Below are 15,118 nucleotides of genomic sequence, written 5' to 3'. Positions count from 1 at the left end.
ATTTAGATCGGTTTTTCCGGTGACCAGCCCCGTAATACGGTGGCCTTATTGTAGGATTGACGTTGCTGTTCACTGAGTGCGTGTTGCCAGTTCACTCTGTCTGAGCCGGCAGCACCCTCTCCCGTATTCCCGCCGGTTTCATAACGGCTGGTTTGTTCCTTCGACGGATCCCCCCAGTTGTGCCAGCCGGCCGGATGGATATGCCCGTCCAGATGACTGTTCATCACAGCCGTTGCCGCAAACTGCCGCCAGGGCCGTCCCAGATACACGTTTTCAACACCCTCAGGGGCAGTAAAGTGGCTGTTATCAAACACCAGTCCGAAAGGCTGCTCCTGTGGTGTGGACGCAGCCGTCACGTACGTATTGCTTATCAGGGAGCGGATTTCACATCCACTGAACAATGCCGTTCCCTCACCAAAGATAAAGTCTACTGAGCCGCTTATCATGCTGTTTTCAAAGTAGCTTCTGTGGCCCTCACCGGCGACATAAAGGGTATCCTGGTAGCCTTCAATACTGACATTATAAAACGCCGCCCTGTCAGCCTCTACATGCAGGGCAACGGCTTGCCCCACCGGCCCGGCAGTGTTACGGATAGTCAGGTTGGCAGCGGTAAAATCGTTGCCGGCCACGCGTACCGTGTAGGTATGGAAGGTGCTGTTTCTGCCTTTCGCCAGTTTATCAAAATGGTCATCCATAGTGATAATTGTGCCCTCCCGGCTTTCTCCTACCATTTTGATGCGGGTGTTCCATGCAAATACGTTGACCTTCTCTTTATAAACCCCGTTTTTAATAAACACGGTGACGTCTGTCCAGGGAAAGGCTTTGGCAGCGTAGATGGCATCCTGAACGGAGGTATAATTACCGGAACCGTCAGCGGCAACGGTCAGTCTCGTTTCATAAGACTGTGCAGACGCTGAAATGCTGATAACAAATAAGATAAGACTGATAAATCGCATGTTTGCTCCTTAAATAATAAAAGCAGGCAACCTCAGAATGTGCGGAGCATGTTTAAACATTGACTTTTCCGTCTGAACAACGTTCAGGCTCCGGCATTCCATTATTTATCAATGCCGCCTGATTACTCACTTTTATAAAACAATGAGACAACGGATGCCACCGGTAGCAAAACGGTGTTAATCTGTTTAAACAAAAAAACCGGAACGCTGCACGCCCCGGTTTAAGCAGGAAAAAATTATTGATAGATCAGAAGCGCCAGCTGGCCGATGCCGTTATAGTATCGGTGACGGAATCTCCGGTAGACAGATCTGTCCCGGCTCCCAGGCTGACAGCTAATGCGTCGCTAAACCAGTAGTTAACTGAAAGACCGGCGAAGTCATAGTTCCTGTATCCTAAATCCCGGTGGGTATAATCCAGTTCCAGGCTCAGTTGCGGACTGAAGAAGTACTGGGCTCCGGCTTCTATTAAATCATTGCTGTCGATATACCATGCCAGATCGAAATCCCACCCTGCCCCGTCAGTAATATCTGTATAACGGGTGTAGAGCCCTCCGGTAAAGTCAGTTTCGGTGTTCGTCACACCCTGAAGCTGGATCACGCCATTCACGTCGACTGGTACAAAGACGCGGCCTTCTGCGTGATAATATGTCAGCGACACACCTGCCTGCCATTTATCATTAATAAAGTAACCGGCTTGCGTTACCAGTTGGCTGACTTCGGAAGAATAACCACGTGACTTATCGTAATTTAAGTCAGCAGAGAATACCCAGTCACCGGTGTAATAATCACCGCCAATACTGTACAAATGGAACGCATCAGTATTTGCATATCCGGCTCTTATAGTATTAATACGTTGCAAATAAGGCGCTATCTGCAAGGGGTCACTACGGGTGTCAATATTATCCAGATAGCGGGAGTACTGCACACCGAAGATATCGCCACCATACAGGTTGGTATCAGCATAACCGGCTGAGATTTCATTTTGCGCAGCCATCGCGGAAAACGGAAGTGCCAGAGTAGCGATGATTAGAGAAGAAAATTTGAATTGCATGACGAATCCTTATCGTTGTTTGCCTCATTTCCGACGCTCAGTATAGATATTGAAACTGAACGCCGGATGAACCGTTCCTTAAGCCTGTGCTTCCTGATTGTGGCGTCCCATGGCAAGCACCAGTTCAACTCCGTTGATTTTGTCCTCGCTGTGGTGATTCACATACAATAATGTACTTTCCTTGCCTGCGGCGATAATGCCAAGCAGTGCCAGTACTTTCAGTCGGTTAATTTCATCCAGGCCGTTACATGGCTCATCAAGAATTAACAGTGTGGGATGTTTCACCATCGCCCGCAGAATAAGTAAAAGCCGTTGATCACCGAAAGACAAAGACTGGAAAGGTTCATTAGCTCTGTGTGCCATACCAGCCAGTGCGAGCCATTCACGGGCCAGTTGTTTTTGTCTGATATCGGGTTGTTCGTATAGCCCGATACTGTCGTAAAAGCCGGACAATACCACATGTAATACACTGCAATTGACACGGTACTGAAGATGAAAACTGTTAGACACTAACCCGATATGCTGCTTGATATCCCAGATGCTTTCACCACTGCCCCGCTTGTAACCGAATACTGTCAGTTCATTGGTGTAACAGTGAGGATCGTCGCCGGTAATCATGTTTAGCAGACAGGTTTTACCTGAACCGTTAGGGCCTGTAACCTGCCAGTGCTCCCCGCGGTAAATCTGCCAGTTCAGACCCGAGAAAATAACGCGGTTGTCGTAACTCACTTTGCCGTTAACCAGCTTCACCAGCACATTATCAGCTTCAGCCATTTGCGGCGAATACCGTGTTTCGTCTTTTTCCGGCAAGGTGAGAGATGTATTCTCCATGTGCAGCAATTGTTTAAGGTGAGCTAAATCGCTTTGCTCAACTCCGCCGCCCTCTGACTGCCAGGACAACTGCCCTTGCTGCATCAGCCAGAGTTGTCTGACGAAAGACGGGATCTCACTGAGCCTGTTCAGCGCCATCACGATGGTGCAGCGGTGTTGAATACTTTGCAGGTGCTGCTGCAAAAACTCGCAGGATGCGGTATCAAGGCCATCCATAGGTTCATCAAGCACCAGCACATCAGGTGAAGCTAACAGGGTGCGAACCAGCAGTACTTTCCGGGTTTCACCGGTGGATAACCCCAAAAAGGCGTTATCAAGAAAATGGGTCATCCGCAGGCCGTTCGTCAGCAGAGTGAATGCCTCCCCGCAATCAGCCATATTGATCTGGCGTAAAATAACTTCCCTGGCTGTGCTGGGCACAGGAATGACATCAAGAATGTCCGCGTCATCCTTTTTCTTTTCCTGAGCAATCAATGCCTGCTGCTGTGCAGTACTGACCCACCCAGTCTTACAGGTCAGGCGTCTTTCACCACTGACCACCTCGCCCTCTCCGGCCAGCATGGCCGCCAGTGCCGATTTACCACTACCGTTTTTGCCGGTTATGGCAAGATGCCGGCCTTCAGTCAGTGCCGCATTTACCGGGCCAAAGGTAAAATCCGGTGCCAGTGACACCGCACAGTGTTGTAATTCAATCATGATCCCTCCTCAGGCGACTGATGGTAATCAAACACCCCGGATAAAAAAAGAATAGTGCGACAGTGCATTGTTTTATTGCGTTTTTCCGGCACTCTGGAATAATGCGCCGTCCCGGCAACATGATCGTTCTGACACACTCTGTTTGTTGCCTGAAAGACATCAAAATCATTGTAACAATGTGATGGCCAACCCGGAATTTGCTGGTTGTTGTGCACGTAGTGTGGAGCAAGAATAGTAATGAATCCCTGTATACAATGTGGTGCCTGCTGCGCCACGTTTCGTGTATCGTTTTACTGGGCAGAATCTGACCCGTTTACCGGTGGTAGCGTACCGCCGGAACTGACTGAAAAGATCTCCCCTTCCCTGGTCGCAATGAAGGGCACAAACCAACCATCTCCGCGGTGTGTGGCCCTGGAAGGTGACATAGGTGGCAATATCGGCTGCTCTATTTATGAAAAACGCTCGTCCACCTGCAGAGAGTTTGATTACGGCACCGCAGACTGTATGAAAGCCAGGATGAAACACGGTATCACCGGCGATATTATCCCCTTTGTTGCGGCCTGAGAATTCACACCGCAAAAACGACACAAAAAAAAGCGGGCAAAGCCCGCTTTTTAATTTTCTGAAACAATCACTTATGCATTTTCAGCTGGCTGTGCGGCCGCCTGAGCTGCTTCACCGGTAATTTGCATGCTGGCAATCGGATTCGCCGTGTCGTTAGACAGTTCAACCAGACGGTTCAACTGACCCAGTGACATCATTACTGCATACAGTGCACCCAGGAAACCTTGCTTATGCAATTCCAGTACTTTCTCTTCCGGCAGTTCCATCAGACGTTTTTCGTTGATGCTGTACATACCGGTCACGTTGCGCTGCTGACCGTCTTTGTAAGTCAGGCGAATTTGAATGGCGTCCAGTAATTCCAGTTCAACCACTTTCTGAATGAAGCGTTGAGTCAGCATTTCACTGTTTGCCAGGTCACCTAAGAATTTCTGACGGTTATCAAGAAACTCAGAAGGAGAACCGTCTTCTTTAAATAACGGCTGACCTTCTTCTTTACCTACCAGTTCACTTTCTTCATCAATGTAAACGCCCAGCTTTTCACCTTCAGGACGAACATCGAAAGGATAGCGCAGAATGTTCATTGGTACGTGAGGACCTTTCCACTTGTCTGTCGCCAGGAAAAGGTTCTGATTTTGTTCCATACCCAGCATGGCAACAGTGTGATAACGGTCGCTGTTAGGATCCTGAATAAATACGATTGGCATAGTAGACGCCAGTTGCGCGTATTCGCGGATAGACGCTGCAGATAAGTGTGTATTTTTTGCGAAAGCAAACGCGTTGTTCACCGCTATTTTTACATCTTTATGTTTTTCTTTATTCAGCGGGGTGTAGTTAATCGCCATAATTCTGTTCTCATTACGTTTATTGGTGGTAATCAACAAATGGAATTCGCCAGGGGAATTGCCCTATTGGTGAAAGCCTGCAGTCCCTGCGTACGCGACCATTAACAACTCTGGTCAATGGACTCACCAAACACAGATTAGGAGAGGATTACCACGAAGATTATTCTTGTAGCCTGCCACCGCATTCAATTGCCGGTAACAGGTCGACTGGCAGTATCCCGTATTTAAAGCGGGAAGTCACGCCCTGAAAACCATATCAAAATTTAAACTTTTATTACAAGCTTCTTTCGTTGACGTAACAACCCGGGATAAGCATTTCATTTTACCTGTTATTTCAGTGCATTTAGCTGGCGCAACGGGTGTGATGATTGTAGGCAATTTAAATATTTCGTAGGCTACATGAGCACGATTGCTCAAGTTACCCGTTGCCGGAACGCTTGCAATTTACGAACACACACAACACAGATAATAATGAACGAAGGAAAATCCATGGGACGTTTAACTAAAAAGCCATTGTCGCTTCTCATACCGGCACTGTTACTGACCGGCAGCTATGCTGCAAACGCAGAAACCATTTCCCCGGTTTCTGCAGAAGCTGAGGCTATCGCACAGGAAACCATCATTGTGGATGGTCACATTGATGTTCCTTACCGCGTACACGCAAAATGGGAAGACGTGAGCGTTGCGACAGAAGGCGGCGACTTTGATTATCCCCGCGCGAAAAAAGGTGGTTTGACAGCACCATTCATGTCTATTTATGTGCCGGCCAGCCTGGATAATTCCGACGAGTCTACAGCAGTAGCCCACCAGCTTATCGACCTGGTTGAAGCCATGGTCTACCGTTCACCGGAGAAATTTGCCATCGCAAAATCCGTGGCGGATGTAAAAGCCCAGTTTAAGAAAGGACTCATTTCTTTGCCCATGGGTATGGAAAACGGTTCACCCGTTCAGGGAAGCCTGGAAAATCTGAAAACGTTTTATGAGCGCGGTATCCGCTACATTACGCTGGCCCACTCGCTGTCTAACCATATTTCTGACTCATCCTATGACCTGCGCCGTCAATGGCATGGCCTGAGCCCGTTCGGTAAGGAACTGGTAGCTGAAATGAACAACTTGGGGATCATGGTGGATATCTCTCATGTCTCCGATGATGCTTTTTATCAGGCAATTGAAATCAGCAAGGTACCGGTGATCGCTTCACACTCTTCCCTGCGTAAATACACGCCGGGATTTGAGCGTAATATGAACGACGATATGGTGAAGAAGCTGGGTGAAAATGGCGGCGTGATCATGATTAACTTTGGTTCCAGCTTTGTTTCAAAAGAAACCCAGGACTGGCGGAATAATCTGACTAAGCAGAAAAACAAACTTATCAAAGAAATGGGTGAAGACAGTGCAGAAGTCGCTGCTTTTGATGAAAAGTACCGCAAGGAAAACCCCTATCCGTATTCTACGCTGAGTCAGGTGCTGGACCACATTGACCATGTCGTAGAATTGATTGGTATTGACCATGTGGGTATCGGCTCAGATTTTGATGGTGTGGGTGATTCTCTGCCAACCGGTCTGAAAGATGTTTCTACCTACCCGAATCTGGTTCAGGGCATGCTGGATCGTGGTTACAGCCGCAAAGACATCGAGAAAGTACTTAGCGGTAACCTGCTTCGGGTATGGTCTGAAGTCGAAAAATACGCTGCATCACATTAAGTTCTGATTGCAACTCATTACAGTGCCACGTTCTGTGGCACTGTCTACCTTGCCATAATAAAACAGACGGCGTAATCTCTGATCATCTCAAACATCAGATAAAACGGAACTGATGTCATGGACGATATCATTTTAAACTTTATATTATCTGCGCTGACAGGCTTGCTTCTTATCCCGGTAAGACTCGTGACACAATCGGACTTTTACCTTACCTGCGCATTGTTCATAACAGCCAGTATCAGCCCGATACTTTTTCCCCTTGATACAGAGTACGGCAGAAACCTTAGTTTTTTCATCACTGCCATTTCAGGCCTGATATGCCACCACCTCACAGGCCGTTTATTAAAGCAAAAATCACGACTCTGACAGGCGGCTGTCTGCGGTAAACTGCACCGCTACAGCCAGACCATTTCTTACCGCTTTAACTTCAAATCGCCCGGCGGTATGATGCAAAGTTAGCCCTTCTGCCACATCGTCGCTCAGATGCTTTCTGATAAAGGCATCCAGTGTGATATTTTTTGTTTCTCCCAGGTCCAGACCATATGCATGGCTTATCTCATGCACTCTTGCCGCGCCTTTCAGCACTAACTCTCCGGATTTAAAAGCCGACGGTTCCAACTGCGAAGTGTGGGAGAAAATACAATCGATGAAGGGCCGTAGTCCCGGACGGATAAGAATAAAGATATGATCCCCCGGCAGTAACAACGTTGATCCCCTTGGCGGAAAAACCGCATCATCACGGGTTATCATTGCCACCACCGCACCTTCAGGCAGTGCCAGTTCAGCCAGCGTCCGGTTAACAGCTTTGGCGGAATCTCCCAGCGTGTACTGAACAATGTCAGCGTTAACTTCGCCCAGAGCACTGATTTCCAGGGTGGCAGCCGGTGTTACCGGTGCCTTTTCAATCAGCTTCAGTTTCTTTGCCATCCACGGCAATGTTGAACCCTGCAAGGTAGCCGAAATCAATACAACGAAGAACACCACATTGAAAATGAGATAGGCCTGGGGAATTTCGAACAACAACGGAAAAATAGCCAGAATAATCGGCACCGATCCGCGAAGCCCCACCCATGATACCAACCCGATTTCCCGCTTGCTGAACCCGGCAAAGGCCAGAAACGGAGCAACAGCCAGCGGACGGGCGACGAAGATAAGAACAACTGCAATGAGCAGTCCTTCCAGCCAGACCTTGAGGAGCGATGCAGGATTCACGAGCAATCCCAGCATAACAAACATGCCGATTTGGCTGAGCCAGGCCAGACCGTCGTGAAACATAAAGGTAGCCCGTTTTAGTACAAACCGGCTATTACCGATAAAGACTCCGGCGATGAAAGTTGCCAGAAACCCACTCCCGCCCAGACTGGCAGATATACCAAACGTCAGAAAACCGCATATTGCGACAAGAACAGGATAAAGCCCTGCCGCACTCAGCGTGATACGGTTGATGAGTTTTACTGCAGCCCAGCCTACGCCAAGCCCGACAAAGGTACCAATGCCCATTTGCTGAATAAACAGCTGTGCCAGATCCCATCCCGGCGTCATCTGACTGGTGAGCAGCTCCAGTATGCCTACAGTCAGGAAAATCGCCATGGGATCGTTCGAAGCACTTTCAATTTCCAGTGTGGCTTTCAGGCGCGGGCTGATATGCACACCGGCGTTCCGCAAAATAGAGAATACTGCGGCAGCATCGGTAGAACCGACGATAGCCCCGATAAGCAATCCCACCATAGGTGGTACACCCAGAATAAAAGCTGCTGCGTAACCGGTTATCCCGGCCGTTATGGCTACTCCGAAGGTGGCCAGAAATGAAGCCGGTTTCCATACCAGCTTGATAGAAGAAAAAGAAGTTTGCAGCCCGCCATCGAAGAGGATCATAGCCAGCGCCAGTGTACCCAGCGCATGTGCTGTGCTGGCATCATCGAATGCCAGTCCCAGTCCGTCTTCTCCTGCCAGCATGCCTACCAGTAAGAACAGTACCAGCAGAGGTAAACCCAGCCTTGGGGACAGTTTGCTGGACAGAATACCGACAAACAGCAATACAGCCGCTATAAGGATCTGGTAATCGATGGCGAACATAGGTTTCCTTTTTACAGGTTATTTCCGTTTCAGTAAGAGTCTGCAAGTTACCTGAAGTTGCAGACTCTGTTCGTGGCGACGCTCAGGGTATGTGCGCCAGTGATTCTCTCACCTCCTCTGCGGTGGGGCGCAGTTGCTTTAACCCTTTCTTTTCACGCCGCTTTCCAAGGTAATACAAAATAGGCGATGCTATAAAAATAGAGGAACTGGTACCAATTACGATGCCAAAAAGCATGGGTAGCGCAAAACTCGCGACAGACGCCCCGCCGGCCAGCCCCATTGGCAATAAAGCCAGAAATGTAGTCATTGATGTAAACAATGTTCTGGACAAGGTCGCAGAAATACTGCGGTTAAGTACTTCAATAATAGATGTATCCGGTGTAGCCCTGAATCCTTCCCGGATGCGGTCGAATACCACGACTTTATCATTGATAGAATAGCCTATGAGGGCCAGTAATGCTGCTACTGCCGTGAGGTTAAACTCCAGCCCGGTGAGCGCAAAGAAACCGATGGTCTTTGTCAGATCAAGCGCAATCGTCGCCGTTGCTGCCAGTGCAAAATGTGATTCAAACCGCAACCACAAATACAGCAGAATCCCCCCTCCGGCAATCAGCACAGCAAGCACAGAAGCATCAGCAAAACCGCCGCTGACCTTCGCACCAACCATGTCCACACGGGGGAAGGTTGCCTGGTCATCCAGTGTGGTTACTGCAGATTTCACCTGATCAACCTGCTGACTTTGCAATGCTGCCTGTTCAACCGGAGTGTCCGCTGTTACCTGAGGGACGCGGATAAGATAATCACCTTCTCTGCCAAACTCCTGGATGCTGGCGCCTTCAATGTTGCCGTCTGTCAGAGCATTGCGCAGTTGTTCCACCTGCACGTTATGGCTTTTCACTTCCACCAGTGTGCCACCGGTGAAATCAACGCCGTAATGTAATCCCGGGCTGAAAAACAGCACCACGGAAGCCACCGACAAGACAGCAGACGTAATTAAGCCTGCCACACGGCCTTTCAGGAAGTTCAGCGGCCTCTTATCTGTCCGCGACAACCAGCGGAATCCCGGGAAATGGAGTATGTCTCTTTCACGGCGTCTGATAGCAAACAACATTAACAGGCGGGTTACCGCAATGGCCGTGAACATGGACGTAAACAGGCCAATTCCGATAGTAATCGCAAAACCTTTTACCGGCCCGCTCCCAAACATGAACAGCAGACTCACGGCAATCAGGGTTGTCAGACTGGAATCCAGGATGGTTGACCAGGCTTTGTCAAAACCGGAACGGATTGCCGCCCCGGCGACACGCCCTTTCAGCGACTCTTCTTTGATACGTTCATTTATCAGAATATTGGCATCTACTGCCATGCCAAGGGTAAGAATAATGCCGGCAATACCGGGTAATGTAAGTGTGGCCCTGAATAAACTCAGCACGCCAAAAAGCAGGCCCATGTTAATCATCAGGCTTACACAGGCAATCGCCCCCCAGCGACGGTAAAGTGCGGTCATGAACACCAAAACCAGCGCAGCACCGGCAAGTCCTGTACTCAGCCCCATCTTGATAGCATCACTACCGAGATCAGGACCAACAGTCCGCTCTTCAATCACAGTCAGGGGCACAGGCAGCGCACCGGCACGTAACATCAGTGCCAGATCTTTGGCATCATCCGGTGTGAAATTGCCGCTGATTTGCCCACCGGATGCGCCAATCACTGCCCGTATTACCGGCGCTGTGATCACCTTACCGTCCAGTACGACCGCCAGCGGCTCACCGATATGTGTACGGGTCATAGCTGCAAAAATATTGCCGCCGGAACTGTCGAGCTTGAAAGTCACCACCGGGTTGCCTGTGTCAGGGTCGAAAGCAAGCCGTGCATCAGTAATGTGCTCACCTTCCATCGCAACCCGCTTTTCCAGGCGGTATTGTTGTTGTCCGTCCATGTCCTGCATTATCACAGTACTGCCACGACTGTTATCCGTGACTACCCAGTGAAATTCCATTTGCGCAGTTGTTCCAAGTAACTCCCTGATACGTGACGGGTCTGTAACGCCCGGCATCTGTACCAGCACGCCATCGTTCCCCTGCCGTGAAATGCCGGGGTCGACCAGTCCGGTCTCATCCAGACGGCGGCGAACCACTTCCACGCTGCGCTCCAGCGCATCACTGACCAGGCTCTCCTTAAACGACTCTGACAAACTGACAGTGAGCAAGTTATTGTTTTGCTCAATAGTGAACTGCAGCTCGCCCTGCCCCGTTGTACGATAAGCAAAGGCAAGCTCACGGGCCTGCTGAAATTGCCCGCCGGCTCCTGATATCGATAATCGCAGGGTATTGTCAGAAGCAGACAGAACCTGATAGCGGATCCCCGCTTCCCGTAAATCCTTAGTGAGACTCTCTTTCATGCCGGTAAAGGCTTTATCAAACAGTGGCTGTGTATCAGCGGCCAGCAATAAATGGGAACCGCCCTGCAAATCAAGGCCTAAAGATAACTGGTTTTGGATATACCAGCCGGGTAATTGTTGTTGCCATGACGGCGGTAAAATATTGGGCATTGCGCTCAAGAGGCCGAGCACAATCACGAGTGCGGTCATCACGCCCCGTGCAGAAAATGGTTTCATAATTGTCCTTCAAAAATTGTAAACAGAGCCAGAGGCCCGTAATTATCAAAAATGAAGGATTAAGGAGACGCCCTGGCAGGAGGGCGCGAAAAAACAGGCTGTGCAGGCCGGGCAGCCAGCTCAGAAAAACCGGAAGCGACACTGTGAAGCATCCGGTAAACGCCGGCGAGTTTCAGTTCAGCACCAGTAAACAGCAGCGGTTCCGGACGATCACCGGAATGGGATTGGGGCTGCAGATATCGTGTTATCAGACCTTCTGAACGACCTGATGCTAGTGCGGCGTGTTCAGAGCTTTGCAGGCTGTCTGACTGGGCATGGACCTGCCGCTCTGCACCGTTCCCCGAGGTAAACGCAATCAACAGCCACAACAAAAAGAAGACCAGTTTCACTGAAGGTCCTCTGTCGTTATTGTCTGTTTCAATTTCCTGCGTCAACAAGGATATAGCTTCCGGTTAGCGGACAAACCTCAAAGCCGGTCTGTCTTTGCGGTTTACCCGATATGGTGGCGATATCCGTATTTTCAATGGCCGCATTGCCATTGGCCGGCCACTAAAAAAACGGATAGTAAGCAAAATCACCTACACATAATCAATCAAATCAACGCCGAAGAAGTTATCAATGGCGCATTGCCACTCACCTTCTGCATTTTTTCTGAATACATAAATGGCTTTTTTCACATTGCAGTCCACCGCGCCAGTTGCATTCAGGTACAGCTTGCTTATGACCAGCGCAGTATCACCGGCTTCAATGACAACCTCGTCGCCCTGCGAGACGATATGTTCAGGCATATACCGTTGTTTAAAAGCTCTGAGGGCACGCTGCAGATCAGAGCGTGAGGATACCCGAGGTTTATCAACCAGAAAGGCGTCTTCACAATACAGGGTTTGTAATGCAGTTAAGTCGTTATTATTCACTGCATCGTGCATGGCATGTAATTGCCGGGTTACCGGGTGAGTCATGGCTGTCGTCTCCGTATTTTGTTAAAACCACGAAGACGAAAACAAAAAACCCGCCTTCGCGGCGGGTTTTCTTCAGTTCATTTACGTACTAACGAACCCGCCAATTGCTGAGAATAGCGAGTAGAATAATGAGTGCAGATTGTGGCTTGCCTGATTGTGACAAAGTTTGAAAAATCATGTTGACCAGTTTGCAATGTTAGTTCGTAGCGATAATGGGGTTAAATTAATCAATCCCGGGCACTGTGTCAATCAATTAACCGGCTTTCTGTGCCGCTTCATCCATAAAGCTGCCCAGCATCATAATCATCTGGCGAAAAAGCGGATTAGCGCCGGGAGCCGCACAGGGATCACGTAAATCCACACCGGATTTATCGAAATGCATATCACTGAGCATTTTCTTATTCACCACCACATCAGCATGGCATAATTTATAACTCTCATCGATGATAAAAAAGGTATTGGTTTTCGTGGTTGCCCGCGACATTAAATCTTCAATACCGGTAATAGGCGTAGTGGTGTCTGCCTGAGAATGTGCGGCAAATACCGGTACGTCTATAGTTTTCCCCTGTTCAAACAGGTCTCTCACATCATCAATCACTTCCATCAGTTCAAGTCCGGAAAAACTGGCAATGGTGGGATATTTATACGGATTCGGCCCCTTTGTTTCATAGTGACCGTCAAGAAACCTGGCGACCCACTGAATTCCCCATATCCCGGATAACCGCTCTACGCCGCTGTCGAGTGCCAGAGCACCGGAAAATAACATCAGGCCGTCAATGTTGTCAGGGTGATGCAAATAATGCTGAACAGAGAGCGCGCCGCCGGTGGAAAAGCCGCCCAGATAAACGTGCTTACCAAGTTGCGGTGCCAGCGCCATGACATCACTCAGGTGTGCACCCCAGCGTTCTGCCAGATTGCTGTCGCTCATTTCATCGCTGGCATCCAGTTGGCCGTGTCCTACGTTTAAAGGCACAATAACGTTGTAACCTTTGTCGTGCAGCGCCCGTGCAATGCCAGACATATAAAACGGCGAATCGCTTAATCCGTGAAGCAGAACAACCACTGTATCGACAGGTTTACCGTGATGCAGAATATACGGCGCATTACCATCGTTGCGAAGAGCAGGAGAACACACACTGAAACGCTGAAATGTGGGGTTCATGCATGCCCTGATCTGGCCGAAACGTTCTTCATAGAGATGACTGAATGAATCAAACGCTTCATCCATTGCATTATTCTGCCCGAAACTGACTGTGCTGAATGCCAGCAGAAACAAACTCAACAGGGATGTTTTTACCACTCCCTTCTCCTTATTTGCGGGTATAGTTTTCAATAACACCATGTGTTGGCATATTAACAGATATAACTTTAATTAGAATGATTTACACGGGCGAACCGCGGATTTCCAAGTCCTGCAGCCCGTTTGTCGCCACCGGCCACCTGGTCTGACAGGTATATTTTTTTATTCTTAAATATCGTGAGGCATGCGGCGCACACCGTTTGTTTTGACTAGTATCCTGATTACCGGTAAGCCATGGCATCTCCGCCGCTTACCCGAAAATGTACTGTTGAAAAAGGCAAAGCGGTGCGAAAGCCCGTGACGCAAAGCCTCCGGTCTGCCATCTGATTACAGATAATGATAGCGGGGTTACCGAACAAGCATAGTCCTTAATCCGGCTCATGTTCACTTTTTCAGTCACATTCGTTAACCGTTTATCCGTGATGACGGATCAAAAGTTGAGGAACGAACGATGATCGTTTTGGTTGGTGGCGAGAAAGGCGGCAGTGGCAAAAGCTGCCTTGCACAAAATATCGCTGTTTATCTGAGAACTGAAAAAAATGCCAGTGTACTGATGGTCGACTGCGATCCGCAGCGCACTACTTCAGACTGGATTCAGGAACGCAAAGCTAATGATAAATTGCCGTCGATTAACTGCGTGCAGTTGTACGGCAAGATCCGCAACGAATTACTGAGCCTGCGCGAGCACTACGATTACGTAGTCATTGACTGTGGCGGACAGGATAACCTTGCGCTGCGCTCCTCGATGGCAGTGGCTGACCACATTCTTATTCCGTTACGTCCCAAACGGCGGGATCTGAAAACGGTTCCCCATATGGAAGATATTCTTTCAACCTGCAAAATGGTGAATCCCGACATGAATGCTGCTTTTGTAATTACCCAGTGCCCTTCTCTGCCTTCGCTGGGCAGCAGGATCCTGGAAGCAAAAGATGTCTGTCGTTCATTTGAAGTACCGGTACTGGACTCAGTGACATACAGCCGCAATATGTATGACGATTCTGAAGAGTCTGGACAGTCAGTCATGGAAAGTGAGCCGGACGGAAAAGCATCAGCAGAAATTCGCAATATCATTGAAGAACTTCTGTCGCGGAGAGAGGGGAAATCTTATGAGTCTGTGCAGCCTCAAAAAATCCACGCCGTCAGCTAAACCTGTTGAGCCGGTGAGCGTTGATGAATTTATTGACGACGCACTGGCCTACGCAGCAGGTAACCATGTTATCAGGCAGGTCTATCCGGCAACGGACTCTGCTAACAAAGACAACATTACGCCTTGCGGTCCCATGCGACGTGCTACATTTACATTATCTGAAGACGCAATTGAGAAACTTGGAAAGTTGTCGGCAGAAACAGGGATCTGCCGTTCCAGACTCATCAGAATATGGATAGAAAATCAAAGCAGTGAAGACATCAGGCCTTTACTGACAAATAAAACACCCTGACAGACATACCACAAGGTGGCGGCCGGGCGCAGGCGTTTGCATGGAATGCAAAGCGCGCCAATACGCAACAACGGGAGCACGGT

13 protein-coding genes and 1 riboswitch are annotated in these 15,118 nt (G+C 49.1%); of the genes, 4 read left to right on the top strand and 9 right to left on the bottom strand.

Annotated elements, in window-relative coordinates:
- Positions 1-2: 2 nt before the first annotated feature.
- From ACXAGR_RS01375 to modF, 3 genes are all read right to left on the bottom strand, one after another.
- Entirely contained in the window at positions 3-956 is a 954-nt protein-coding gene (locus ACXAGR_RS01375; protein ID WP_474847665.1) for a pectinesterase family protein, read from the bottom strand.
- 247 nt (positions 957-1,203) lie between these two features.
- Complete coding sequence (locus ACXAGR_RS01370; protein ID WP_474847663.1) at positions 1,204-2,007, bottom strand: putative porin; 804 nt, start codon at positions 2,005-2,007, stop codon at positions 1,204-1,206.
- A gap of 78 nt (positions 2,008-2,085) precedes the next feature.
- Positions 2,086-3,534, bottom strand: a complete 1,449-nt coding sequence (gene modF / locus ACXAGR_RS01365) for a molybdate ABC transporter ATP-binding protein ModF (RefSeq protein ID WP_474847661.1) — start codon at positions 3,532-3,534, stop codon at positions 2,086-2,088.
- A gap of 237 nt (positions 3,535-3,771) precedes the next feature.
- Here modF and ACXAGR_RS01360 point away from each other — a divergent pair, with 237 nt between their 5' ends.
- Complete coding sequence (locus ACXAGR_RS01360; protein WP_119502202.1) at positions 3,772-4,098, top strand: YkgJ family cysteine cluster protein; 327 nt, start codon at positions 3,772-3,774, stop codon at positions 4,096-4,098.
- A gap of 71 nt (positions 4,099-4,169) precedes the next feature.
- Here ACXAGR_RS01360 and ACXAGR_RS01355 read toward each other — a convergent pair whose 3' ends face one another.
- Positions 4,170-4,940, bottom strand: coding sequence for a SapC family protein (locus tag ACXAGR_RS01355; RefSeq protein WP_119503449.1), 771 nt, complete (start codon positions 4,938-4,940; stop codon positions 4,170-4,172).
- Between the two features lie 489 nt (positions 4,941-5,429).
- On the opposite strand from ACXAGR_RS01355, the gene ACXAGR_RS01350 reads away from it, so the two are divergent.
- Positions 5,430-6,644 carry a dipeptidase gene (locus ACXAGR_RS01350; protein WP_474847659.1) on the top strand — a complete coding sequence of 405 codons (1,215 nt, stop codon included), beginning with the start codon at positions 5,430-5,432 and terminating at the stop codon, positions 6,642-6,644.
- Between the two features lie 354 nt (positions 6,645-6,998).
- On the opposite strand, the gene ACXAGR_RS01345 is transcribed toward ACXAGR_RS01350, so the two are convergent.
- The 5 genes from ACXAGR_RS01345 to ACXAGR_RS01325 all read right to left on the bottom strand — a co-directional run bounded on the left by ACXAGR_RS01345 (position 6,999) and on the right by ACXAGR_RS01325 (position 13,596).
- Entirely contained in the window at positions 6,999-8,720 is a 1,722-nt protein-coding gene (locus ACXAGR_RS01345; protein ID WP_474847657.1) for a potassium/proton antiporter, read from the bottom strand.
- An 82-nt stretch (positions 8,721-8,802) separates the two neighbouring features.
- Positions 8,803-11,337 carry a protein translocase subunit SecD gene (secD, locus tag ACXAGR_RS01340; RefSeq protein WP_474847655.1) on the bottom strand — a complete coding sequence of 845 codons (2,535 nt, stop codon included), beginning with the start codon at positions 11,335-11,337 and terminating at the stop codon, positions 8,803-8,805.
- Between the two features lie 59 nt (positions 11,338-11,396).
- A complete protein-coding gene (locus ACXAGR_RS01335) occupies positions 11,397-11,774 on the bottom strand; it encodes a hypothetical protein (RefSeq protein WP_474847653.1) in 378 nt (125 codons plus the stop codon).
- A 141-nt stretch (positions 11,775-11,915) separates the two neighbouring features.
- Positions 11,916-12,296 carry a YybH family protein gene (locus ACXAGR_RS01330; RefSeq protein ID WP_474847651.1) on the bottom strand — a complete coding sequence of 127 codons (381 nt, stop codon included), beginning with the start codon at positions 12,294-12,296 and terminating at the stop codon, positions 11,916-11,918.
- Positions 12,297-12,549: 253 nt separating this feature from the next.
- Positions 12,550-13,596 (bottom strand): alpha/beta hydrolase, encoded by a 1,047-nt coding sequence (locus ACXAGR_RS01325; RefSeq protein WP_474847649.1) that lies wholly within the window; start codon positions 13,594-13,596, stop codon positions 12,550-12,552.
- Between the two features lie 266 nt (positions 13,597-13,862).
- A riboswitch (cyclic di-GMP riboswitch) is annotated at positions 13,863-13,952 on the top strand.
- A gap of 95 nt (positions 13,953-14,047) precedes the next feature.
- Between ACXAGR_RS01325 and ACXAGR_RS01320 the strand changes: the two genes are divergently transcribed.
- Together ACXAGR_RS01320 and ACXAGR_RS01315 are read left to right on the top strand one after the other, a co-directional pair.
- Positions 14,048-14,743, top strand: a complete 696-nt coding sequence (locus ACXAGR_RS01320; protein ID WP_119502210.1) for an AAA family ATPase — start codon at positions 14,048-14,050, stop codon at positions 14,741-14,743.
- A complete protein-coding gene (locus tag ACXAGR_RS01315; protein ID WP_474847647.1) occupies positions 14,703-15,035 on the top strand; it encodes a replication protein RepA in 333 nt (110 codons plus the stop codon). Before ACXAGR_RS01320 ends, ACXAGR_RS01315 begins: the two co-directional genes overlap by 41 nt.
- Positions 15,036-15,118 lie beyond the last annotated feature (83 nt).

Source organism: Alteromonas sp. ABH4_457 (assembly GCF_056160625.1).
This window is presented reverse-complemented; position numbering and strand designations above follow the sequence as displayed.

Excerpts from the sequence above, each read along its gene's own strand:
- ACXAGR_RS01360 (WP_119502202.1), top strand. The coding sequence starts at position 3,772 with ATGAATCCCTGTATACAATGTGGTGCCTGCTGCGCCACGTTTCGTGTA.
- secD (WP_474847655.1), bottom strand. The coding sequence starts at position 11,337 with ATGAAACCATTTTCTGCACGGGGCGTGATGACCGCACTCGTGATTGTG.
- ACXAGR_RS01370 (WP_474847663.1), bottom strand. The coding sequence starts at position 2,007 with ATGCAATTCAAATTTTCTTCTCTAATCATCGCTACTCTGGCACTTCCG.
- ACXAGR_RS01315 (WP_474847647.1), top strand. The coding sequence starts at position 14,703 with ATGAGTCTGTGCAGCCTCAAAAAATCCACGCCGTCAGCTAAACCTGTT.
- ACXAGR_RS01345 (WP_474847657.1), bottom strand. The coding sequence starts at position 8,720 with ATGTTCGCCATCGATTACCAGATCCTTATAGCGGCTGTATTGCTGTTT.
- ACXAGR_RS01375 (WP_474847665.1), bottom strand. The coding sequence starts at position 956 with ATGCGATTTATCAGTCTTATCTTATTTGTTATCAGCATTTCAGCGTCT.
- ACXAGR_RS01320 (WP_119502210.1), top strand. The coding sequence starts at position 14,048 with ATGATCGTTTTGGTTGGTGGCGAGAAAGGCGGCAGTGGCAAAAGCTGC.
- ACXAGR_RS01355 (WP_119503449.1), bottom strand. The coding sequence starts at position 4,940 with ATGGCGATTAACTACACCCCGCTGAATAAAGAAAAACATAAAGATGTA.
- ACXAGR_RS01330 (WP_474847651.1), bottom strand. The coding sequence starts at position 12,296 with ATGACTCACCCGGTAACCCGGCAATTACATGCCATGCACGATGCAGTG.
- modF (WP_474847661.1), bottom strand. The coding sequence starts at position 3,534 with ATGATTGAATTACAACACTGTGCGGTGTCACTGGCACCGGATTTTACC.
- ACXAGR_RS01350 (WP_474847659.1), top strand. The coding sequence starts at position 5,430 with ATGGGACGTTTAACTAAAAAGCCATTGTCGCTTCTCATACCGGCACTG.